Here is a 22,542-nt window from a genome sequence, read left to right on the forward strand (position 1 = left end):
GAGCGTGGGTGTCAGCCGGTGACGAGGTCGAACTGCTCCCACTGGCCGATCGCCGCGCGGTTCGCGATCAGCGGCTGCGCCCCCGCGCCGTCCGCGCAGACGTACCGCCCGTTCGCCTGGGCGCGCAGGCTGACCGTGCCGTTGGGGTTGGTGACGAGCTGGAACGTCTCCCACGGGCCGACGGAGGCGCGGTCGGCGATGAGCGGCTGCGCCCCGGCGCCCTCCGCGCACACGTACATGTTGTTGACCCGCGCCCGCAGGGCCACGTTGCCGTTGCCCAGGTCGGTGGTCTCGAACCGCTGGGCGGTGCCGGCGGAGGCCCCGTCGGCGACGAGCGGCGCGCCGGAGACGGCGGTGACGAAGCGGCCGTTGGCCCGCGAGCGCAGGGCGATCGCCGCCGAGCTCGGCACCACCGGCGGGGTGGGCCGCACGGGCGTCAGCGCGATCTCCCGCTTGAGCATCCGGCCGCCGTCGCCGGTGAGCCGCAGGTAGTAGTCGGACGAGCAGCGGGTGCCGTCCTCGTCCAGGGCGAGCATCCCGGAGTCGGCGGGGACCGACGCGATGGTCTCGGCCGTCTTGGCGATCTGGTTGCCCTCGTTGAACTCGTCGAACATCGAGATGTAGATGCCCTGGGCGCCCAGCCGGGTCATGTTGTAGAACTGCCGCCACATGAAGTCGCCGTGGGCGCGCTGGCGGCCGGTCACGTCGCCGGGCAGCACGCACGGCTGGTAGTCGATGCCGTGGGCGTCGCAGTCGGCCTGGTCGGGCGTGTTGACGTTGGCGTAGAACCGGTCGGTGTCGGCGATGTTCCCGATGCGCCCGACCATCCACGGCGAGATCATGTCGAAGGCGTGGTACACGTCGAGGAACCCGGGCCGGGAGTCCTCGTTGCCCGACCGCCAGTGGGTCGGCACGCCGCCCATCACGTAGCAGCCCTGGGCCTTGAACCAGTTGACCACGTCGAGGCACGGGCCGGGCGGCCAGGGGCGCTTGGGGTCGTTGAAGCCGAAGCCCCAGATGCCGACGACGGGCTTGCCGTTCTGCATGGCGTACATCGGCGAGGACGTCATGGCCCGCATCTTGGCGGTCCAGTCGGTCTTGATCTCCGACTGCATGTCGGTCCAGTCGGTGACGTCGTACATGATGTAGAACTTGCGCCCGTTCGCCTCGGCCGCGGCGCGCACCTTGGCGGTCATCGCGTCGCGGGTGGGGCCCTCGCCGCCCATCGGGTTGAACCGCTGCAGGGCGGCGGTGTCGATGTCGTTCTCCCGCATCCACCGGAAGTGGGTGTCGACCGTCTGCTGGTCGTAGGAGGAGAACAGGGTGGCCGGCTGCCCGTTGTTGAGGTTGGCGTACGCGGTCGGGTAGGTGTTGGTGAACTCCCGCATGTCGGGCCAGGCCACGATGGTGTTGTTGCTCCGGGACGGCGGCCGGCCCATGTCGGCGCTCCAGTGCCACCAGCCGTTGATCGGCGCGTTGTCGCCCCGGCAGGCGAACCAGCCCTGGTACCCCACCGTGATCTTTCCGACCACGTCGCCGACGGGGCTCCCGGCACTGGCCGCGCTGGTGAGCGCGGACGCCAACTGCGTTCCCGAGACGGCGGCGAAGGCCGACCCCGCCGCCACGGACGTCATGAACCTGCGGCGTGAGACTTCCACGTGCACTCCTTAGGATCGTTGCCTCACCGCGCCACCGGCGCGCCCGGCCGGCGTCGAGAAACGGGGTCTCTTCAACGGGGGACGTCACCGGAGGCATCTCAGCGGGGATGTCATCGCCGCCTGACATCGGACCGCTGCCGCCATCCTGACAGGGTTTGACATCCCAGTGCAACAAGTGGACGGTCTGTCTGAAATATCGACTGACATCGATAAATCACAGCGCAGCCGGATGGCAGGACGATGGAACGGTACACGCTGGGGAGACCCGCGCCGGTCAGCCCGGCGGGTCGATACATCGGATCTATGACCTGCCCGCAGATCCGGAGGTGAGCCGGTCCGACGCCGTCCGGCACGCGCCGGGGAGGCCAGGGTGCGACGCGATCGTGATCTAGGTCGGCCTTGACTGATCGTCATGAGCGCGTTAACACTCACGGAAAGCAGATGTTAGGTCATGGCGATGTTGCCGCTAACAGCGGTTCAGCCACGCCTGCGCCGGCCGCTGAGGGCCGGGAGCCGGTGCGGCGCGGCCGTGCCGTGCGAGGAGGCCCCGTGCTGTCCGCATCCCTCACCCTGGACCCCGCGTCGACCGTGGCCCCCGTGCGGCGGCGGACCTTCGGGACGTTCGTCGAGCACCTCGGCCGCTGTGTGTACACCGGCATCTACGAGCCCGGCCACCCCGCAGCCGACGAGGACGGGTTCCGGCGCGACGTGCTGGCGCTCGCCCGCGAGCTGGGCGTCACCACCGTCCGCTACCCGGGCGGGAACTTCGTCTCCGGATACCGCTGGGAGGACGGCGTCGGCCCGCGTGAGCGGCGCCCCCGGCGGCTCGACCTGGCCTGGCACAGCACCGAGACCAACGAGTTCGGGCTGGACGAGTTCGTCGCCTGGGCCCGCAAGGCCGGGGTGGAGCCCATGATGGCCGTCAACCTCGGCACGCGCGGCATCGCCGAGGCGCTGGACCTGCTGGAGTACTGCAACGTCGAGTCCGGCACCCACCTGTCGGACCTGCGCGCCGCCAACGGGTCCAAGGAGCCGCACGGCATCCGCATGTGGTGCCTGGGCAACGAGATGGACGGCCCGTGGCAGATCGGCCACAAGACCGCCCGCGAGTACGGGCGCCTGGCCGCCGAGACCGGCAGGGCCATGCGCATGGTCGACCCCGGCCTGGAGCTCGTCGCCTGCGGCAGCTCCGGCTCCGGCATGCCCACCTTCGGCGCCTGGGAGGCGACGGTGCTGGAGGAGGCCTACGACGTCGTCGACTTCGTCTCCTGCCACGCCTACTACGAGGAGCACGACGGCGACCTGGCCAGCTTCCTGGCGTCCGCCGCCGACATGGACCACTTCGTCGACGCGGTGACGGCCACCGCCGACGGCGTGGGGGCGCGGCTGAAGAGCAAGAAGCGCATCGACGTCTCCTTCGACGAGTGGAACGTCTGGTACCTGTCGCGCTTCCAGAACGCCGAGCCGCCGCGCGACTGGCCGGTCGCCCCGCGGCTGCTGGAGGACCACTACAACCTGGCCGACGCCGTGACGCTCGGCGGCCTGCTGATCTCCCTGCTGCGCCACAGCGACCGCGTCACCTCCGCGTGCCTGGCCCAGCTCGTGAACGTCATCGCCCCGATCGTGGCCGAGCCGGGCGGGGGAGCCTGGCGGCAGACCACCTTCCACCCCTTCGCCCAGGCCTCCCGGCACGCCGCCGGCGACGTGCTGCGGGTCCAGCTCGACTCGCCGTCGCACGAGACGGCCAGGTACGGGACGGTCACCGCCCTGGACGCCGTCGCCACCCACGACGCGGAGCAGGGCGCCACCACGCTGTTCGCCGTCAACCGCTCGGTCGACCGGCCGCTGCGGCTCACCGCCGGCCTGCGCGCCCTCGGCCCGGTGCGCCTGGCCGAGGCCACGACGCTGTCCGGCCCCGACCCCTACGCCCGCAACACCGCGGACGCCCAGGACACCGTGGCGCCGCGCCCGAACGCCGACGCCCGGCTCGACGGCGCGGCCCTGGAGGTCACGCTGCCGCCGGTGTCGTGGAACGTGATCCGGCTGGCCCGCCCGTAGTACCGTCCGGCCCGTGTCGTGGGGGCGCGGGCCCCGCTCCCCATGGAGGCAGCAGTGGACGACACCCCGCCCACCCCGCTCCCGCTGACCCGAAGAAAGCTGCTGGGCGGCGCGGTCGCCCTCGGCCTGCTGAGCTCGGGATGCGCCATCCCCGAGGGCCTCGGCTCCTCCCAGACCCGCGTCAAGTACTGGCACTTCCTCGGCGCCAGCGACGGGATCATCATGAACCGGATGGTCGGCGCCTTCGCCGGCCGCAACCCCGACCTGTACGTCGAGGAGAACGTGCTCGCCTGGGGCGAGCGGTTCTACACCAAGATCGCGATGGCCGGCGCCGGGGGCCGTTCTCCCGACGTCGCCACCTTCCACCTGGCCCGGCTGCCCGGCATCGGGCCCGGGCAGATCCTCGACCCGGTGAACCTGGACCTGCTGGCCGAGAACGGCCTGCGCGCCGAGGACTTCAGCCCGCCCATCTGGGAGCGGGCGCACGTGGACGGCGTGCTGTACGCGGTGCCGTTCGACGCCCATCCGATGGTGCAGTACTACAACACCGACGTCTGCGACGAAGCCGGGCTGCTGGACGCCGACGGCCGGCTGCGGCCGACCAGCGGCCCGGAGGAGCTGCTGGAGGCGCTGCGCAAGGCCAAGGACGTGCTGGGCGGCAAGCCGCCGCTGGTCTTCGACGCGCTGGGCCTCGGCACGGTGGGGCCGTGGCGCGTGTGGTGGACGCTGTACCGGCAGAGCGGCGGCACGCTGCTGTCGGAGGACGGCACGAGGATCACCATCGACGACGCCAAGGCCCTGAAGACGCTGGCGTTCATGCGCACCCTGGGCACCGAGGGCCTGTGCGACCCGTCGACCGACTACTCCGCCTCGGTCGCCTCCTTCCAGAACGGCATCTCGGCCATCCTGTGGAACGGCGACTGGGAGATCACGACGTTCACCAACGCCAAGATGCCGTTCAGCATGGCGCGCTTCCCGTCGATCTTCGGAAGCGGCGTGGCCCAGGCCGACTGCCACGTCTTCGTCCTGCCCCACCAGCGAGACCGCGACCCCGCGGTGGAGCGGGCCACCTACCGGTTCATCGCCGACCTGGTGCGCAACAGCGCCGACTGGGCCGTGGCCGGGCACGTGCCGGCCTACCTGCCCACGCTGGAGCAGCCTCGCTACCTGGCGCTGCGCCCGCAGTCGGAGTACCGCTCGGTGATCACCGAGGTAGCCCTGGACCCGCAGGTGTGGTTCGCCGGGTCGGCCTCGCGGCTGTGGATCGAGTTCGGCGGCGCCTTCTCCTCGGTGATCGCCGGAACGCGGACCCCCGAGCAGGGCCTGGAGCTGGCCAAGGCCGCCCTGCGCCGGCTCATGGCCGTCCCCGACCCCTTCGCCAAGGAGCGCACATGACGACCACCGTCGCCGCCCCCGCCGCGACCGCCCCGGTCGCGGCGGCCCGGGCCGAACGCCGCTGGACGCAGCACGGCCTGCTGTTCGTCGCGCCCTTCATGGTGATCTACGCGGCCTTCCTGGTCTGGCCGCTGCTGCTCGGCTTCCAGATGAGCCTGTCCAGCGTCAACATCGCCGGGACCAACACGGGCCTGGTCGGCTTCGCCAACTACGCCGAGGCCTTCTCCGACCCGCAGATGTGGTCCTCGCTGTGGAACACGGTCGTGTTCACCGGGATGAGCACGGTGCCGCTGGTCCTGATCGGGCTGGGCCTGGCGCTGCTGGTGCACAACCTGCGGTTCGCGCGCTGGCTGTGGCGGCTGTCGTTCTTCGCCCCGTTCCTGCTCCCCTCGGCCGTGGTGTCCCTGCTGTGGCTGAACATGATCTACCAGCCGAACTTCGGCCTGCTCAACGGCACGCTGGGCACCGACATCCTGTGGCTGGGCGACAAGGGCACGGCGATGCTCTCGGTGGTGATCACCACGGTCTGGTGGACGGTCGGCTTCAACTTCCTGCTCTACCTGGCGGCGCTGCAGAGCATCCCCGAGCACCTCTACGAGGCCGCGGCCATCGACGGGGCGTCGGCCTGGGACAAGCTGCGCTCCATCACGCTGCCGTTGCTCAACCGCACCACCGGCCTGATCGTGGTGCTGCAGCTGCTCGCCTCGCTGAAGGTGTTCGACCAGATCTACCTGATGACCGGCGGGGGCCCGGAGGGCGCCACCCGCCCGATCATCGAGTACGCCTACGAGGCGGGCTTCACCGGCTACCGCATCGGCTACGCCTCGGCCGTGTCGTACATCCTGTTCGTCCTGATCGTCATCGTCTCGCTGGCTCAGCTCCGGCTGCTCCGCAGGCGTGAGGAGGCCCGCTCATGAAAAGACGATTCGGCCCCGGCCAGGTGGTGCTGCTGGTCGTCACCGCGGCGCTGGCCGTCGTGTGGCTCCTGCCCATGGCGTGGGCGGTCGCCACCTCGCTCAAGCCCGAGGCGGACACCGTCGACATCCCGGCGAGCTGGGTCGGCGAGGAGGTCACGCTGGAGGCCTACCGCCTGGTGCTGGGCACCGGCGACATCCTGACGTGGGCGGTCAACTCGACGGTCGTCGCGGTCATCGTCACCGCGATGGTCGTGCTGTTCTCGGCGATGGCGGCGTACGGCTTCGCCCGCACCCAGTTCCGCGGCCAGCGCGCGCTGCTGGCGGTGGTGCTGGCGGGCATCTTCGTGCCCCCGCAGGTGCTCATCGCGCCGCTGTTCGTCCAGATGGTGGCCCTCGGGCTGGTCGACACGTGGTGGGGCGTCATCCTGCCGCAGGTGGCCGCCCCGGTGATGGTGTACATCCTGTACAAGTTCTTCCAGGGGGTGCCGCCCGAGCTGGAGCAGGCCGCGTTCGTGGACGGGGCGGGCCGGTGGCGGGTGTTCTTCCAGATCGTGCTGCCCCTGTCGCGCCCGGTGCTCGCCGCGGTCGCGATCTTCACCTTCATCACCACCTGGAACAACTTCCTGTGGCCGTTCCTGGTCTCCACCGACCCGAACACGATGACGCTGCCGGTGGGCCTGGCCAACGTGGTGCAGGGCACCTTCGGCGTGCGGTACGCGCAGATCATGGCGTCGGTCGTGCTGGCGGGACTGCCGCTGCTGGTCGTCTTCGTGCTGTTCCAGCGCCAGATCGTGCGCGGCGTCGCGCATACTGGGCTGGCCGGGCAGTGACCGAGGGTGAAACCGTACCGAACTACCTGTCTTCCCTACAAAGCAGACATTTCACCGTAACCGTACCGTAATCTGTAGAATGCTTGACGGTATGCGTTGTTAGCGTTCACAGTCGTGCTCAGACCCACGAGAGGAGCAGCGCGGTGGCATCCACCCCGGCACGTCACCCTCCGGTGATGGCCGACGTGGCCAGGGCGGCGGGCGTGTCGCACCAGACGGTCTCGCGGGTGCTCAACGATCATCCGAACGTCCGGCCCGAGACGCGCACGCGGGTCCTGACGGCGATCGACCAGCTCGGCTACCGACGCAACCTGCTCGCCCGCGCCCTGGTGACCAAGCACTCGCGCACACTGGGCGTGGTCAGCTTCGACACGGTCCTGTACGGCCCCGCCAGCACGGTCTACGGCATCGAGCGGGCGGCCCGTGAGGCGGGCTACTTCGTCAGCATCGTCAGCCTGCGGACGATCGACCGCGCCGGCGTGCGCGACGCGGTCGACTACCTCGCCGGTCAGAGCGTGGACGGCGTGGTGGTCGTCGCGCCGCAGCGCTCGGCCGCCCGGGCGCTGGCCGACCTGCCGCCCGACCTGCCCGCGGTGGCCGTCGAGGGCGGGCACAGCGGCGACGTCTCGGTGGTCAGCGTCGACCAGGCCGAGGGGGGGAGGCTCGCCACGCAGCACCTGCTCGACCTCGGCCACGCGACGGTCTGGCACGTCAGCGGCCCCGCCGACTGGATGGAGGCCGAGGGCCGTGCCGAGGGCTGGCGCGCGACGCTGCGCGCCGCCGGCCGCCCCGTCCCCGAGCCGCTCGCCGGCGACTGGAGCCCGCGCTCGGGCTACGAGGCCGGCCGCGTGCTCGCCGGGACGGACGGCGTCACCGCCGTGTTCGTGTCCAACGACCAGATGGCGCTCGGGGTGCTGCGGGCGTTCGCCGAGCGGGGGGTGCGTGTGCCCGAACAGGTCAGCGTCGTAGGCTTCGACGACATCCCTGAGTCGGCGTTCTTCTCCCCGCCTCTGACCACCGTCGGCCAGGACTTCGGGGCCGTCGGAAGGCGCAGTATCGAGGTGCTCGTGCGGCAGATCGAGAGCTCCAGGGCGGGCCCCCGTGAGCGTTTCGTCGTGCCGCCCCGGTTCGTCGCCCGGGCGAGCACCGCGCCGCTGCGCTGATCCATGGGCCTGGCACTTCTATTTGGAGCCTTGTGTGAACGCTAACAGAGAGTCGTACGTCATCGGCGTCGACTTCGGGACGCTGTCCGGACGCGCCGTCGTCGTCCGGGTGAGCGACGGCGCCGAGCTGGGCAGCGCGGTCCACGAGTACACCCACGGGGTGATCGAGGGCGCGCTTCCCGAATCCGGCGTCCGGCTCGGGCCCGATTGGGCTCTGCAGTCGCCGGAGGACTGGCGCGACGTGCTGCGCGACGCGGTGCCCAAGGCGCTGGCCGTCGCGGGCGTCCCGGCCGCCCAGGTCGTCGGGATCGGCACCGACTTCACCGCCTGCACCGTGCTGCCGGCCACCGCCGACGGCATCCCGCTGTGCGAGCCGTACCCCGACCGCCCGCACGCGTGGCCCAAGCTGTGGAAGCACCACGCCGCCCAGCCGCACGCCGACCGCGTCAACGCCCTGGCCGCCGAGCGGGGCGAGCCCTGGCTATCCCGCTACGGCGGCAAGCTCTCCTCCGAGTGGCAGTTCGCCAAGGCGCTGCAGGTCCTCCAGGAGGACCCCGAGGTCTACGGCCGCGCCGACCGCTGGATCGAGGCCGCCGACTGGATCGTCTGGCAGCTCACCGGCGTGGAGACCCGCAACGTCTGCACCGCCGGCTACAAGGGCGTCTTCCAGGACGGGCACTATCCCTCCGAGGAGTTCCTGGCCGCGCTGGACCCCGCGTTCGCCGGATTCGCCGGCAAGCTCGGCGGCGAACCGGCGCCGCTGGGCGGCCTGGCCGGACGGCTGAGCGCCGCGGCCGCGGAGTGGACCCGCCTGCCCGAGGGCATCGCGGTGGCCGTCGGCAACGTCGACGCCCACGTCACCGCCGCCGCGGCCGACGCCGTCCGCCCCGGTCAGATGGTCGCCATCATGGGCACCTCCACCTGCCACGTCATGCCGTCCGACCAGCTCGCCGAGGTCCCCGGCATGTGCGGCGTGGTGCGCGACGGCATCGTCCCGGGGCTGTGGGGCTACGAGGCCGGCCAGTCGGGCGTCGGCGACATCTTCGCCTGGTTCGTGGACACCTCCGTGCCCGCCTCCTACACCGAGGAGGCCCGCCGCCGCGGGCTGACCGTCCACCAGTACCTGACCTCGCTCGCCGAGGGGCAGAGGGTCGGGCAGCACGGGCTGGTCGCGCTCGACTGGCACAACGGCAACCGCTCGGTGCTGGTCGACCACAACCTGTCGGCCGTGGTGGCCGGCCAGACGCTCGCCACCCGGCCCGAGGACGTCTACCGGGCGCTCATCGAGGCCACCGCCTTCGGCGCCCGCGTGATCGTGGAGGCGTTCGAGTCCTCCGGCGTGCCGGTCGAGGAGTTCGTCGTCGCGGGCGGCCTGCTGAAGAACGCCTTCCTCATGCAGGTCTACGCCGACGTGCTCCGACGCCCGCTCTCGGTGATCGGGTCCGAGCAGGGCCCCGCCCTCGGCTCGGCCATCCACGCCGCGGTGGCGGCGGGCGCCTACCCCGACATCCGGAGCGCCGCCTCGGTGATGGGCAAGCGCACCGCGGACGTCTACCTGCCCGACGCCGGCCGCGCCGACACCTACGACCGGCTGTACGCCGAGTACCGCCGGCTGCACGACCACTTCGCGGACGGCGGGCTGCTGCACCGCCTCCGCGCGATCAGGAACGAGGCCGGAGCGTGATCGAGGAGACACGGAAGACCGTCTGCCGGCTCCACGCCGAGCTGGTGCGTTACAACCTGGTCGCCTGGACGGCGGGGAACGTCTCCGAACGGGTGCCCGGCGAGGACCTGTTCGTCATCAAGCCGAGCGGCGTCTCCTACGACGAGCTGACCCCGGCATCCATGGTCGTGTGCGACCTGGACGGCGTGCTCGTCGAGGGCGAGCACGCCCCCTCCAGCGACACGGCGGCGCACGCCTACGTCTACCGGCACATGCCGCACGTCAACGGCGTCGTGCACACCCACTCCACCTACGCCTCGGCGTGGGCCGCGCGCGGGGAGCCGATCCCGTGCGTGCTGACCGCGATGGCCGACGAGTTCGGCGGCGACATCCCGGTGGGGCCGTTCGCGCTGATCGGCGGCGACGACATCGGCAAGGGGCTGGTCGAGACGCTCGCCGGCCACCGCTCGCCCGCCGTCCTGATGCAGAACCACGGCGTGTTCACCATCGGCGACTCGGCCAAGGCCGCAGTGAAGGCGGCGGTCATGTGCGAGGACGTCGCGCGCACCGTGCACGTGGCCCGCCAGCTCGGGCAGCCCCTGCCCATCGAGCAGCACCACATCGACCACCTTTACGAGCGCTATCAGAACGTCTACGGACAGAGGAGTCACCTGTGAAGCTTTGGTTCCTGACCGGCAGCCAGGGCCTGTACGGCGAGGAGACGCTGCGGCAGGTGGCCGAGCAGTCGCAGGGGATCGCCGCGGTCCTGGACCGCGAGCTGCCGTTCGAGGTGGAGTGGCGCCCGGTGCTCACCAGCGCGGACGCCATCCGCCGAATCTGCCTCTCGGCGAACGCCGACGACGAGTGCGCCGGCCTGGTCGCGTGGATGCACACCTTCTCCCCGGCCAAGATGTGGATCGGCGGCCTGGACGCGCTGCGCAAGCCGCTGCTCCACCTGCACACCCAGGCGGGCATGGAGCTGCCGTGGGACTCCATCGACATGGACTTCATGAACCTCAACCAGGCCGCGCACGGCGACCGGGAGTTCGGCCACGTCCAGTCGAGGCTGGGCGTGCCGCGCAAGACCGTGGCCGGGCACGTCCAGGACCCCTCGGTCGTGTCCCGGATCGCGGCCTGGGCGCGGGCGGCGGCGGGCCGGGCCGAGGTGGGCTCGCTGAAGCTGGCCCGGTTCGGCGACAACATGCGCGACGTGGCCGTCACCGAGGGCGACAAGGTCGAGGCCCAGCTCCGCTTCGGGGTCTCGGTCAACACCTACGGCGTCAACGACCTGGTCGAGGTGGTGGAAGCCGCCGCCGACAGCGACGTGACCGCGCTGGTGAAGGAGTACGAGGGGCTCTACAAGGTGGCCCCCGAGCTGCGCTCGGGCGGCGACCGGCACGACTCGCTGCGCTACGCGGCGCGGGTCGAGGTCGGGCTGCGGCGGTTCCTGGAGGACGGCGGGTTCCGCGCCTTCACCACCAACTTCGAGGACCTCGGCGGCCTGCGGCAGCTTCCCGGGCTGGCCGTGCAGCGCCTGATGGCCGACGGCTACGGCTTCGGCGGCGAGGGCGACTGGAAGACCTCGGTGCTGCTGCGCACGCTGAAGGTGATGGCGCAGGGCCTGCCCGGCGGCACCTCCTTCATGGAGGACTACACCTACAACCTCACGCCCGGGCAGGAGCTGATCCTGGGCGCGCACATGCTGGAGGTCTGCCCGTCCATCGCGGCCGGGACGCCGTCGTGCGAGATCCACCCGCTCAGCATCGGCGGCCGGGAGGACCCGGTGCGGCTGGTGTTCGACGCCGAGCCCGGCCCGGCGGTCGTGGTCGGCCTGGCCGACATGGGCGACCGGTTCCGGCTGGTGGCCAACGAGATCGACGTCGTCCCGCCGCTCGCCCCGCTGCCCCGGCTGCCGGTGGCCCGCGCGGTCTGGCGGCCGAGGCCCGACCTGCGCACCTCGGCCGAGTCGTGGCTGACCGCGGGCGCCCCGCACCACACCGTGCTGTCGGCGGCCGTCGGGGCCGAGGAGCTGGAGGACTTCGCCGACATGCTCGGCGTGGAGCTGCTCGTCATCGACGCCGACACCACCACCCGCCGCTTCGTCAAGGAGCTGCGCTGGAACCAGGCCTACTACCGCCTGGCCCGGGGCCTGTGACCGGAGGCTGAGAACACGAAGGCCGGCCGCCCCCCAGGGGCGGCCGGCCTTTCCATGTCGGTCGGTGTCGGTCGGTGTCGGTCGGTGTGGCGCGGTGCGGCGTGCGGCGTCAGCGCGAGGCCGCGCCGGCGCGGCGCTTGGTCCAGACGTCGAAGGCCACCGCCGCCAGCAGGACGATGCCCTTGACCAGCATCACCTGCTCGCTCGGCGAGCCGATGAGCGACATCCCGTTGTTGATGACGCCCATGATGAGCCCGCCGGTGATGGCGCCGACGACCTTGCCGACGCCGCCCTGGACGGCCGCGCCGCCGATGAACGCGGCCGCGATGGCGTCCAGCTCGAAGGAGCCGCCCGCCGTGGGCCCCGCCTGGTTGAGCCGGCCGGCGAAGATGATGCCGGCCATGCCCGCCAGCACGCCCATGTTCACGAAGATCCAGAACACGACGGACTTCACCTTGACGCCCGACAGCACCGCCGCCTGCAGGTTGCCGCCGACGGCGTAGATGCGCCTGCCGAACACCGAGCGGTTGGCCAGCAGGGAGTACCCCAGCACGATGACGGCCAGCAGCACCAGCACCCACGGCAGGTTCTTGAACCGGGCGAGCTGCACGACGACGGCCACGATCAGCACGGCGGCGGCGGCCACCTTCAGCGCGAACACCGGCAGCGGGTCGACCGTCTGGCCGTACCGGGCGCGCGCCGCGCGGGTGCGCCACTGCGCCGCAGCCATGCCGGCGACGGCCAGCACGCCGACCAGGAGGCTGAACACGTCGGCGCCGCCCAGCGGGCCGAGGCCCACGTTGCCGAGGTAGCCGTCGGTGAAGCCGTTCGACAGCGTGCGGACCGCGTCGGGGAACGGGCCGATGCCCTGGTTGCCCAGCACGGTGAGGGTGAGCGCGCGGAACAGCAGCATGCCCGCCAGCGTGACGATGAAGGACGGGATGCCGAAGTAGGCGATCCAGAAGCCCTGCCAGGCCCCGATCAGCCCGCCCGCGACCAGCGTGACCAGCAGCGCGGCCGGCCAGGGGACGCCGTAGTTCACCATCAGCACGGCGGCGATGGCTCCGGTGGCGGCGACCACCGAGCCCACCGACAGGTCGATGTGCCCGGCGATGATGATCAGGATCATCCCGACCGCGAGGATCAGGATGTAGGAGTTCTGCACGACGATGTTGGAGATGTTCTGCGGCTGGAGCAGCGCGCCGTCGGTGAGCACCGTGAACAGCACGACGATCAGCGCGAAGGCGATGTAGATGCCGCTCTGCCGGATGTTGACCGAGAGGCCGCCCAGGGACAGCCGCCCCGGCGGTTCGGCCGGGCCGTCGTCCTGTGGTGGAACGGCGACGCTGGTCGGCGAGACGCTGCTCATCGGAACTACTCCTGTCCCATTGTCATGTAGTGCATGAGGCGTTCCTGTGTCGCCTCGCTGCGCAGAACCTCGCCGGTGACGCGGCCCTGCGAGAGCGTATAGATGCGGTCGCAGAGTCCGAGCAGCTCAGGAAGCTCGGAGGAGATCACCAGCACAGCCTTGCCCTCGTCGGCGAGCCGGTTGATGATCGTGTAGATCTCGTACTTGGCGCCCACGTCGATGCCGCGGGTGGGCTCGTCGAGGATCAGCACGTCGGGGTCGGTGTAGATCCACTTGGACAGCACGACCTTCTGCTGGTTGCCGCCGCTGAGCTTGCCCACGACGCTCAGCACGCTGGGCGCCTTGATGTTCATGCTCTTGCGGAAGCCCTCGGCGACCTTGTACTCCTCGTTCTCGTCCACCCAGCCGCGCCGCCCCATGCGGCGCAGGCCGGCCGAGGAGATGTTGCGCCGGATGTCCTCGATGAGGTTGAGCCCGTAGCGCTTGCGGTCCTCGGTGGCGTAGGCGATGCCGTGCCGGATGGCGTCCTGCACCGAGCGCAGCTCGATCGGGGTGCCGTTCTTGAACAGCCGCCCGGAGATGTTCACGCCGTAGGCGCGGCCGAAGACGCTCATGGCCAGCTCGGTGCGCCCGGCGCCCATCAGTCCCGCCAGGCCGACGATCTCGCCCCTGCGCAGCGTCAGGCTGGCGCCGGAGACGACCTTCCTGCCGGGCTGGGCCGGGCTGTGCACCGTCCAGTCCTCGATGCGCAGGACCTCCTCGCCGATGCTCGACTCGTGCGGCGGGAAGCGGTGCTCCAGCGGCCGGCCGACCATGCCCGAGATGATGCGGTCCTCGGTGACCTTGTCCGCGGCCATGTCGAGGGTCTCGATGGTCTGGCCGTCCCGGAGCACGGTGATCGAGTCGGCGATGGCGATGATCTCGTTCAGCTTGTGCGAGATGATCACGCAGGTGATGCCCTCGTCACGCAGCCCGCGCAGCAGGTCGAGCAGGTGCGCCGAGTCCTCGTCGTTGAGCGCGGCGGTCGGCTCGTCGAGGATGAGCAGCCGCACCCGCTTGGACAGCGCCTTGGCGATCTCCACCAGCTGCTGCTTGCCCACGCCGATGTCGGCCACCTGGGTGACCGGGCTCTCGCGCAGGCCCACCCGCGCCATCAGCTCGGCGGCCTCGTGGTTGGTGCGGTTCCAGTCGATCAGCCCGCGGCCGGAGCGCTCGTTGCCCAGGAAGATGTTCTCGGCGACCGAGAGCTGCGGGCACAGCGCCAGCTCCTGGTGGATGATGACGATCCCGGCGTCTTCGCTGTCCTTGATGCCGGAGAACCGGCCGGGCTCGCCGTCGAAGGAGATCTCGCCCTCGTAGGTGCCGTGCGGGTACACCCCGGACAGCACCTTCATCAGGGTCGACTTGCCGGCGCCGTTCTCGCCGCAGATCGCGTGGATCTCGCCCCGCCGCACGGACAGGTTGACGTCCTGGAGGGCCTTCACGCCGGGGAAGGTCTTGGTGATCCCGCTCATGCGCAGGATGTGGTCGGTCATGTCGCAGGTCCCCTCACGGGTGTGACGGGGGGCGGGCGGCGAGGCCCGCCCCCCGGGCCACGGAAGCTCAGCCGAGCTGGTCGGCGGAGTAGTAGCCGCTGTCGACCACGACCTCGCGGTAGTTGTCCTTGTCGACGATCACCGGCTCCAGCAGGTACGAGGGGACGACCTTGGCGCCGTTCTCGTAGTCCTTGGTGTTGTTCACCTCGGGCTTGCCGCCCTTGAGCACGGTGTCGGCCATCTTCACCGTCACCTCGGCGAGCTTGCGGGTGTCCTTGAAGATCGTCGAGTACTGCTCGCCCGCGACGATCGACTTGACCGAGGCCAGCTCGGCGTCCTGGCCGGTCACGACCGGGTACGGCTGGTCGGAGGTGCCGTAGCCGTTGCTCTTCAGGGCCGACAGGATGCCGATCGACAGGCCGTCGTACGGCGACAGCACGCCGTCCACCTTCTGGGAGCCGGTGTAGGTCTTGGTGAGGATGTCCTCCATGCGCTTCTGGGCCGTGGCGGGGTCCCAGCGCAGGATGGCGACCTGCTTGAACTCGGTCTGGTCGCTCTTGACGGTCAGCACGCCCTTGTCGATGTAGGGCTTCAGGACCGACATGGCGCCGTTGAAGAAGAAGGTCGCGTTGTTGTCGTCGGGCGAGCCGGCGAACAGCTCGACGTTGAGCGGGCCCTTGGCCTCGCCCTCGGAGCCGTCGGCGTTCTGCACCTTCAGACCCACCAGCAGCGACGTCGCCTGCTGCACACCGACCTTGAAGTTGTCGAAGGTGGTGTAGTAGTCGACGTTCGGGCTGTTGCGGATCAACCGGTCGTAGGCGATGACCGGGATCTTGTTGTCCGCCGCCTGCTGGAGCTGCGTCGTGATCGCGGTGCCGTCGATCGAGGCCACGATGAGCAGCTTGGCGCCCTTGGTGATCTGGTTCTCGATCTGGTTGACCTGGGTGGGGATGTCGTTCTCGGCGTACTGCAGGTCGACCTTGTAGCCGAGCGCCTCCAGCGACTTCTTGACGTTGTCGCCGTCGTGGATCCAGCGTTCCGACGACTTGGTCGGCATGGTCACACCCACCAGGGCGCCGGTTTTGTCGCCGGACCCCGCCTGTACGTCGACCGTCTTCTCGCTGGACCCGCACGACGCGACCGTCGTGGCGAGGGCGATGGCCGAGACGACCGTCGCGATCCGACCGAACCTCATGGTTTGTCTCCTTGCAGGGTGGAGTACGCGGGGTGCGGAACACGTGCTCCGGGGGCCGTGAGGTCGTGGCCCCGACGGGCGCCGAACCTGGCCGTACACCGTTCCCGAGGCATCTTGCGGCACCTCCGCGCTGAAGTGCATCGAGCGAGCACCTCGCCTGGAGCACGATTGTTATCGTTAACATTTGGCATGTCAACGGTAGGTAATAACATCTCGGAAACAGTAGCTTAACGTGGCTCTGACCTTCACATGACCCCCCCTGACCTGTGGGTCGGCAGCCCTGTGGCGGCGCTCTTGAGCGCTCTCAACGGGGCGCCGGCCCGGGCTCCCTCGCGGGGCGGCCGCCGAAGCCGGGGGGTCGCGGTCAGCGGCCGGAGGCCAGGCGCAGGGAGGCGCCGACCGCGGCGCGCAGGGAGTCCAGGCGATGCGCGGGCAGCTCCAGGAGAGTGACGCCCTCGGCCCAGGGGGCGGCGCGGGTGACGGCCTCGCGGGCCTGGTTCCTGGTGAGCTCGCCGTGCACCTCGATCAGCGACTCGCGCCAGGTGTTGGCGATCTTCCCGTGGGCGCGGTCGAGGAGGCGCCGCAGCACCCGGCCCTCGTCGTCCGCGGCCGGCGGGCGGCGGACGGCGTCCAGGACGTTCCCCTTCACCGTGACGTCGTAGACGACCCGCACGGGCTCGGGCAGGGCGGCGTCGGCGGGCTGCCCGGCCAGCAGGGCGCGCACGTGGCCGGCGCGTGCGGCCAGCAGGAGCCGGGGGAGCGAGGCTTCGAGGCCCGCGGGCACGGCGATGGCCACCCGGCCGGGCGAGGTGGCGTACGGCTTGGCCAGCCAGGTGGCGAGCCGGACGCGCGGCGCCTTGGGAAGCAGGGCGGCCGGCCAGTCGCCCACCAGCAGGCCGGGCGCGAACGCGGCCGTCTCGGCCTGGAGCGCCGCGTCGTCCACGCCGCCCCCGGGGCGGGACTCGACCGCCTGCGGCCCCTGGGTGTAGATCGCGGCGCCGAAGCGCTCCACCCGGGCCGCGACGGCGGGCCGGGTCTTGGACGTCGGGCGCAGGACGTACAGGTCGGCGGCCGAGCCGATGGCCTCGGCGCCGAGGTAGCGGTTGAAGTCGGGATACATGGCCTCGTAGGCGAGGTTCAGGTCGTGCAGGGAGTTCTGCACCTTCAGCGCCAGCATCGGGGTGCGCTCGCTCGCCCCGTACGCCAGCAGCACCCGGCCCTGCTCGGGGTCGCGCAGCCCCTCGACCGCGCGGGCGACGAACAGCCCGACGCCCTCGGGGGTGTAGGGCGGGTCGGTCACCGCGAGGTCGGCGTACTCGCGCAGCGAAGCCGGCAGGCCGAGCCGCAGGTCGGCCCACCGGGTGCGCACGTTCAGCCCCAGCTCGCCGGACCGGGCGTCGATGTAGGCGAGGATGCGCTCGTCGACGTCGGCCACCGCCACCTCGGCGCCCGGGTGGATCAGCGCGACGGCGAGCGAGGTGAGGTCGTGGTCGCCCACGCAGAGCACCCGCGAACCGGGAGTCCAGAAGCGGGCGCCGAGCAGCAGGGCCCGCCGCACCACCGTCTCGGGGGTGGCCGCGACGTGGTCGAGGGCGTGCCGCCCGCGCGGGGCTTCGGCGATCAGCCGGGTCAGCCGCTGGACCACCTCGGCGTGCGCGGGCAGCAGGTGCTCGACGGGGTCGGCGGGCGTGAACGGCCGGTGGCCCGCCCCCAGCGGGCCGCGGAACTCGCCGGCCCGGCCGGGGGGCAGGCGGAACCGCTCGCCGGAGCGCTCGGGCGCGACCTCACGCAGCAGGCCCTCCACGGCCCGCCGCGGCGCCGCGGTCGCGCGGACCAGGTCGGCGAGGGTCCACCACTCGCCGTCGCACAGAAGCGTCAGCGCGGCGTGGACGCGCCTGGCGTCCATGCCGCCCGCCGCCGACAGCCTCTTCACGAAGTCCTGGTCCACGGGAAGACCCTAGCGGCGCCGGGCCGCGTGCCGGTCGCCGCGCGCGGCGGTCAGTAGGAGGCGTCGGGCAGGAAGTTGCCGTGGAACCCCAGGGGGATGCGCGCGGGAAGGTGCACGGTGGCGACCGGCGGCCCGGCGAAGTCCTGGGCCGAGAGGATCACCAGGTCGGCGGCGCCGCGCTCGGGGTTGTTCACGTAGGTCATGATGTACCCGTCGTCCTCGTCGGTACCGCCGTGCCGGGGCACGAAGACCGGCTCGCCGGCGTAGGCGCCTGGGGAGAAGGTGTGCGCCTGGCGGGTGCCCGCGCTCAGGTCGTGCTTGAGCAGCGCGTTGGCGAACGCCCCGTCCTTCAGGGACGAGAGGTCCCGCGCGCCGCGCGGCAGGAAGACGTCGAAGGCCTCGGTGACCGTGGTGTAGCCGTAGCGGTGCGGCCGGGAGGCCCTGCGCTCGTCCATGCGGGGGAACTCCTGCGCCCGGTCGTCCAGCCGCACGCGCTCGACGGGGGTGCCCGCGGGGTCCACGGTCCACCGCTCCAGGGCGGGAGGCGTGCCGCCGTCGAGCCGGGAGCCGACGAACAGGCGGTCGTAGGCCACCAGGTCGACCACCACCCGGTCTCCGGCGTCGTAGGCGTTGAGCGTGTGGAACACGAAGCACGGCTCCACCTCCGACCACCGCACGTCCTCGGCCCCGCCCAGGCGCGGCATCAGCCCGACACGCGCCGGGCGGTCGTCGTTCCAGGAGTACGGGATGCGCACGCCGGCCTCGGCGGCGGTCACGTCGAAGGTGACCGGCAGGTCGAGCAGCACCACGTACTTCTCGGTGAGCGCGAAGTCGTGCACCATGGGGCCGTCCTCCACCGGGACGTCCACGGTGCGCACCACCTTGCCGTCCGGGCTCACCACCAGGTGCTGCACGTGCTCCCAGCCCCAGTAGTAGGCCACCGCGTGCAGCTCGCCGGTGAGCGGATCGATCTTGGAGTGGGCGGCGAAGCCGCCGGGCAGCGTGCCGTCGAAGTCGCACCTTCCGACGGTGTCCAGCTCGTGGGTCAGCTCGTACATCGGCATGCCGGCCTCGACCAGGGCCAGGGTGCGCCCGGCGTGCCCGATCACGTGCGTGTTGGCGGCGAAGTCCTGGTCGTCGAAGCGCGGCCCGGGGCGCGGCGCCTCGCCCAGCGCCTCGGCGACCTGGTCGGAGCGCACCCAGCGGTTGCGGTACCACTCGGCGCGGCCGTCACGCAGCCGCACCCCGTGCACCATGCCCTCGCCGATGAACAGGTGCGGGTCGGGGGAGTCCAGGTCGAGCGGGTTGGGCCCGTTGCGCAGGTAGCGCCCGGTCAGCTCGGGCGGGATCGTGCCGGTGACGGGCAGGTCGAACGCGGTGATCTCCTCGGTCGCCGGGGCGGCCGGGCCGTAGAACACCGGGTGCCGCTCATTCTCGGTGGTCGTCATGGACGGTCCTCTCGTCGCTGGGGGACTGTGCCGTGCCATAGGAGCGGAGCAGTGCGCCGATCAGCATGCTCAGACGGGCCTCGGCCTCCTCGCCGGTGAAGAACCCGGCGAGTTCGAGGCTGACCACGCCGTGGACGCTCATCCACAGCGTGTCGGCGATCTCGACCGGGTCGCCCTCGGCGAACACGCCGGCCCTCATGCACTCGGAGACGGCCTCGACGGGGAACGCGAACGTGCCGCGCGCGACCTCGGTCGCGGAGTCGCTCGCCTTGAAGCCGGTGATCCCCTCGAACATGACGCGGTAGTAGTGGGGCTCGGCCACCGCGTACGCGCGGTAGGCGCGGCCGAGTGTGGTCAGGTAGACCAGCGGGTCGTCCCCGCGCGGGACCCTGCCGAGTGCCTCGCCGAAGCGGGCGAAGCCCTCCAGCCAGAGCGCCTCGACGAGGCCCTCCTTGCCGCCGAACATCGTGTAGATCACTTTCGTGGAGCACCCCACCTCGCCGGCGATGCGCCGTACGGTGAGCGCCGCCGGGCCCTCCGACACCAGCAGCCGGGTGGCCGCGTCGAGTATCGCCGTCCGGACCGCGCTCTGCCCTGCCTGCTGAGCCATCTCGTATGCGGTGAGCACTGTTGGGTTACACCGTTGTTCGTCGGTAACGTTGTTACCGCCTTTCTAGTCCGCCAAACCGGCCAGGTCAAGTCCGGCCCCGCTTCGGAGCGCCCGGCGGGCCGACGCGGCCCCCCTCGGACGCGGCCGTGCGGCCGAAACGCGGATGGGGCGGGGAAGCTGTGCTGGAATTGACGTCTGACGAGCGCCGCCGCCGCGCGCTCGACGCCATATCGGAGAGTGATCATGAGTTTCATCCGGCCCCCGGACGACCTTGAGGAAGATCACGCTCTCGACCAGAACTGGACCGGCCCGACCGTGCTGCGCATGCTGGTGGGCGCGCAGCTCCGGCGCCTGCGCGAGGCGGCCGAGATCAGCAGGTCCGCCGCCGGCTACGCGATCCGCGGGTCCGACAGCAAGATCAGCCGGCTGGAGCTGGGCCGCACGGGCTTCAAGGCGCGTGACGTGGCCGACCTGCTGACCCTGTACGGGGTGGGCGACGCCGCCGAGCGCGAGACGCTGCTCTCCCTGGTCGAGCAGGCGAACCGGCCGGCCTGGTGGCAGCCCTACGCGGACGCGGTGCCGTCGTGGTTCGAGCCCTACCTGGGCCTGGAGCAGGACGCCAGCGTCATCAGGAGCTGGGAGCCGCGGTTCGTCCCCGGCCTGCTGCAGACCGAGGACTACGCCCGCGCGCTGATCGCGCCGCACCATGGGGTGCCGGGTGCCGAGGTCGAGCGTGGGGTGCGGCTTCGCCTGCTGCGCCAGCGCGTCGTGACCGGGCCGGAGCCGGCGAGGCTGTGGGCGGTGGTCGACGAGGCGGTGCTGCGGCGGCCGATCGGCGGGCCCGCGGTCATGCGGGCCCAGCTGCGGCATCTGATCGAGATGGCCGCGCTTCCGCACGTCACGGTGCAGGTCATGCCGTTCGGCCACGGCGGGCACGCCGCCCTGGGCGGGCCGGTCGCCATCCTGCGCTTCCCCGCGTGCGATCTTCCCGACGTCGTCTACCTGGAGCATCTCCACGGCGCGACCTATCCCGACAAGCCGGCCGAGGTCAATCAGTACTGGGATGTCATGAATCGGCTGAGCATCGAGGCCGAGGGCCCGCGGGCGAGCGTCGCGACCCTGCGACGCGTTCTCGACGAGACCTGAGCCGGGGGGAGGGGGGGACGGCTAGCGGCTGACGGAACGGAGCGCCTCGCGGTGGCTGCGGTACTCCTCGTCGCCGATCTCGCCGCTGGCGAACCGGTGGAAGAGCTCCTCCTCGGCCGTGCGCGAGCGCGCCGGCCGGGTGAACGTCCTGACCGCGGCGCAGCACGCGCCGAGCGCGGCCGCGGACATCACCGAGGCGCAGAGGATGACGGGGCCGAAGGCGAAGAACAGCAGGTCCCAGGTGGTGAACGCTTGGTGGTACATGAGGGGTCTCCTTTGCTGGCGTCCCGGGCTTCCCGAGGAAAGGGATCCGGGACGGGCATGGATCCGGTTCACGAGGTGTCGCGGATCCTTCGTCGACGGGGGGTGACATGACCCCATCCTCATCGCCGGCGACCCCTCTCACCAGGGCGCATGTCACATGGGAGGGAACAGCCTGGGTGTAAGAGGACCACCCAGCTTTACCCAAATTCCGTATAACGTGACGAAATGGACACCGACAAGCTTCTCGGCGACTTCCTTCGCGCCAGGCGCGAGGCGACCAGCCCTGACTCGTCCGGGCTGATCCACGTTGGACGCCGGCGGACCCCCGGATTACGACGCGAAGAGGTCGCGATGCTGGCCGGCGTCAGCACCGACTACTACGTCCGCCTGGAGCAGGGACGCGAACGGCGTCCGTCCGAGCCCGTGCTGGACTCCCTGGCGCGGGTGCTGCGCCTGAACGCCGACGCCAAGGACTACCTGTACGAGATCGCCTACCCGCGCCTGCGCCGGCCTCGGCCGGCCGCGCGGGCGGAGCGGGTGAGCCCGAGCCTGATGCGGCTGCTGGGCGACTGGCGGCACACCCCGGCGTTCGTGCTGGGGCGCTGGATGGACATGCTGGCCGTCAACCCGGTCGCCGACGTCCTCTACGAGGGGCTCGAACACCGGGACAACCTGCTGCGGCTGGTCTTCCTCAACCCGCGGGCGCGCCAGTTCTACCCCGACTGGGAGAAGACGGCCCACGTCAAGGCGGCCCACCTGCGGGCCGTGGCCGGGGCCGACCCCGACGACCCCTTCCTGCCCGAACTGGTGCGGGAGCTGTCCTCGGGCAGCGAGGACTTCCGGCGCATGTGGGCCCGCCACGACGTCCGGGCCAAGACGCATGAGATCAAGCGGATCCACCACCACCACGTCGGCGAACTGCTGCTGACCTACGAGTCCTTCAGCGTGAACAACGCCCCGGGCCAGCAGCTCATCGTGTTCCAGGCCGAGCCGGGCAGCACGTCGGAGTACGCGCTCGGCATCCTCGGGCGTCTGGCCGCCGAACGGACGGCACGGGCGCAGGGTGCCGGCCGCGACGAGGGCTCGCCGCGTTCCCTGCCGCTGCATCCGGCCGGCCAGGAGACGCCGTCCCCCTTCATGTGGAACACCAGATTGTGAGGTCGGCCGGGCGCACACGGGACGGCCGAC

Annotated in this window: 18 protein-coding genes; 10 read left to right on the forward strand and 8 right to left on the reverse strand. The window is 71.2% G+C overall.

Annotation, left to right across the window (positions count from 1 at the left end):
• Positions 1 to 11: 11 nt before the first annotated feature.
• Entirely contained in the window at positions 12 to 1,658 is a 1,647-nt protein-coding gene (locus PYR91_RS18015) for a hypothetical protein (protein WP_279781028.1), read from the reverse strand.
• A gap of 549 nt (positions 1,659 to 2,207) precedes the next feature.
• Between PYR91_RS18015 and PYR91_RS18020 the strand changes: the two genes are divergently transcribed.
• The 8 genes from PYR91_RS18020 (at position 2,208) to araA (ending at position 11,839) form a co-directional block, all read left to right on the forward strand.
• Positions 2,208 to 3,716, forward strand: coding sequence for an alpha-N-arabinofuranosidase (locus PYR91_RS18020; protein WP_279781029.1), 1,509 nt, complete (start codon positions 2,208 to 2,210; stop codon positions 3,714 to 3,716).
• A gap of 54 nt (positions 3,717 to 3,770) precedes the next feature.
• Positions 3,771 to 5,111 carry an extracellular solute-binding protein gene (locus PYR91_RS18025; protein WP_279781030.1) on the forward strand — a complete coding sequence of 447 codons (1,341 nt, stop codon included), beginning with the start codon at positions 3,771 to 3,773 and terminating at the stop codon, positions 5,109 to 5,111.
• Entirely contained in the window at positions 5,108 to 6,028 is a 921-nt protein-coding gene (locus PYR91_RS18030; RefSeq protein WP_279781031.1) for a sugar ABC transporter permease, read from the forward strand. The genes PYR91_RS18025 and PYR91_RS18030 overlap by 4 nt, the downstream gene beginning before the upstream one ends.
• On the forward strand, positions 6,025 to 6,858 hold the full coding sequence (locus PYR91_RS18035) for a carbohydrate ABC transporter permease (RefSeq protein ID WP_279781032.1): 834 nt from the start codon (positions 6,025 to 6,027) through the stop codon (positions 6,856 to 6,858). The genes PYR91_RS18030 and PYR91_RS18035 overlap by 4 nt, the downstream gene beginning before the upstream one ends.
• Positions 6,859 to 7,034: 176 nt before the next feature.
• Positions 7,035 to 8,021 carry a LacI family DNA-binding transcriptional regulator gene (locus PYR91_RS18040; protein WP_279781132.1) on the forward strand — a complete coding sequence of 329 codons (987 nt, stop codon included), beginning with the start codon at positions 7,035 to 7,037 and terminating at the stop codon, positions 8,019 to 8,021.
• Between the two features lie 34 nt (positions 8,022 to 8,055).
• Entirely contained in the window at positions 8,056 to 9,705 is a 1,650-nt protein-coding gene (gene araB / locus PYR91_RS18045; protein WP_279781033.1) for a ribulokinase, read from the forward strand.
• Positions 9,705 to 10,361: an L-ribulose-5-phosphate 4-epimerase gene (locus tag PYR91_RS18050; protein WP_279781133.1), complete on the forward strand. Its 657-nt coding sequence runs from the start codon at positions 9,705 to 9,707 to the stop codon at positions 10,359 to 10,361. Before araB ends, PYR91_RS18050 begins: the two co-directional genes overlap by 1 nt.
• Positions 10,358 to 11,839, forward strand: coding sequence for an L-arabinose isomerase (araA, locus tag PYR91_RS18055; RefSeq protein ID WP_279781034.1), 1,482 nt, complete (start codon positions 10,358 to 10,360; stop codon positions 11,837 to 11,839). The genes PYR91_RS18050 and araA overlap by 4 nt, the downstream gene beginning before the upstream one ends.
• 109 nt (positions 11,840 to 11,948) lie before the next feature.
• Here araA and mmsB read toward each other — a convergent pair whose 3' ends face one another.
• The 6 genes from mmsB to PYR91_RS18085 all read right to left on the reverse strand — a co-directional run bounded on the left by mmsB (position 11,949) and on the right by PYR91_RS18085 (position 19,944).
• Positions 11,949 to 13,208 carry a multiple monosaccharide ABC transporter permease gene (mmsB, locus tag PYR91_RS18060; protein WP_279781035.1) on the reverse strand — a complete coding sequence of 420 codons (1,260 nt, stop codon included), beginning with the start codon at positions 13,206 to 13,208 and terminating at the stop codon, positions 11,949 to 11,951.
• A 5-nt stretch (positions 13,209 to 13,213) separates the two neighbouring features.
• Positions 13,214 to 14,743, reverse strand: a complete 1,530-nt coding sequence (mmsA, locus tag PYR91_RS18065) for a multiple monosaccharide ABC transporter ATP-binding protein (RefSeq protein ID WP_279781036.1) — start codon at positions 14,741 to 14,743, stop codon at positions 13,214 to 13,216.
• A gap of 67 nt (positions 14,744 to 14,810) precedes the next feature.
• Positions 14,811 to 15,938 carry a multiple monosaccharide ABC transporter substrate-binding protein gene (gene chvE, locus PYR91_RS18070; protein ID WP_279781037.1) on the reverse strand — a complete coding sequence of 376 codons (1,128 nt, stop codon included), beginning with the start codon at positions 15,936 to 15,938 and terminating at the stop codon, positions 14,811 to 14,813.
• A 364-nt stretch (positions 15,939 to 16,302) separates the two neighbouring features.
• Positions 16,303 to 17,886 carry a bis-aminopropyl spermidine synthase family protein gene (locus tag PYR91_RS18075; protein ID WP_279781038.1) on the reverse strand — a complete coding sequence of 528 codons (1,584 nt, stop codon included), beginning with the start codon at positions 17,884 to 17,886 and terminating at the stop codon, positions 16,303 to 16,305.
• 50 nt (positions 17,887 to 17,936) lie between these two features.
• Entirely contained in the window at positions 17,937 to 19,334 is a 1,398-nt protein-coding gene (locus tag PYR91_RS18080; RefSeq protein WP_279781039.1) for a carotenoid oxygenase family protein, read from the reverse strand.
• On the reverse strand, positions 19,315 to 19,944 hold the full coding sequence (locus tag PYR91_RS18085) for a TetR/AcrR family transcriptional regulator (protein WP_279781040.1): 630 nt from the start codon (positions 19,942 to 19,944) through the stop codon (positions 19,315 to 19,317). Before PYR91_RS18085 ends, PYR91_RS18080 begins: the two co-directional genes overlap by 20 nt.
• 324 nt (positions 19,945 to 20,268) lie before the next feature.
• Between PYR91_RS18085 and PYR91_RS18090 the strand changes: the two genes are divergently transcribed.
• Positions 20,269 to 21,090 carry a helix-turn-helix transcriptional regulator gene (locus tag PYR91_RS18090; RefSeq protein ID WP_279781134.1) on the forward strand — a complete coding sequence of 274 codons (822 nt, stop codon included), beginning with the start codon at positions 20,269 to 20,271 and terminating at the stop codon, positions 21,088 to 21,090.
• Between the two features lie 21 nt (positions 21,091 to 21,111).
• Here PYR91_RS18090 and PYR91_RS18095 read toward each other — a convergent pair whose 3' ends face one another.
• Positions 21,112 to 21,354 (reverse strand): hypothetical protein, encoded by a 243-nt coding sequence (locus PYR91_RS18095; RefSeq protein WP_279781041.1) that lies wholly within the window; start codon positions 21,352 to 21,354, stop codon positions 21,112 to 21,114.
• Between the two features lie 225 nt (positions 21,355 to 21,579).
• On the opposite strand from PYR91_RS18095, the gene PYR91_RS18100 reads away from it, so the two are divergent.
• A complete protein-coding gene (locus PYR91_RS18100) occupies positions 21,580 to 22,512 on the forward strand; it encodes a helix-turn-helix transcriptional regulator (protein ID WP_279781042.1) in 933 nt (310 codons plus the stop codon).
• The last annotated feature ends 30 nt before the right edge of the window (positions 22,513 to 22,542 follow it).

Source organism: Sphaerisporangium sp. TRM90804, assembly GCF_029846175.1.
In the GTDB taxonomy this organism is placed as follows: Bacteria; Actinomycetota; Actinomycetes; order Streptosporangiales; family Streptosporangiaceae; genus Sphaerisporangium.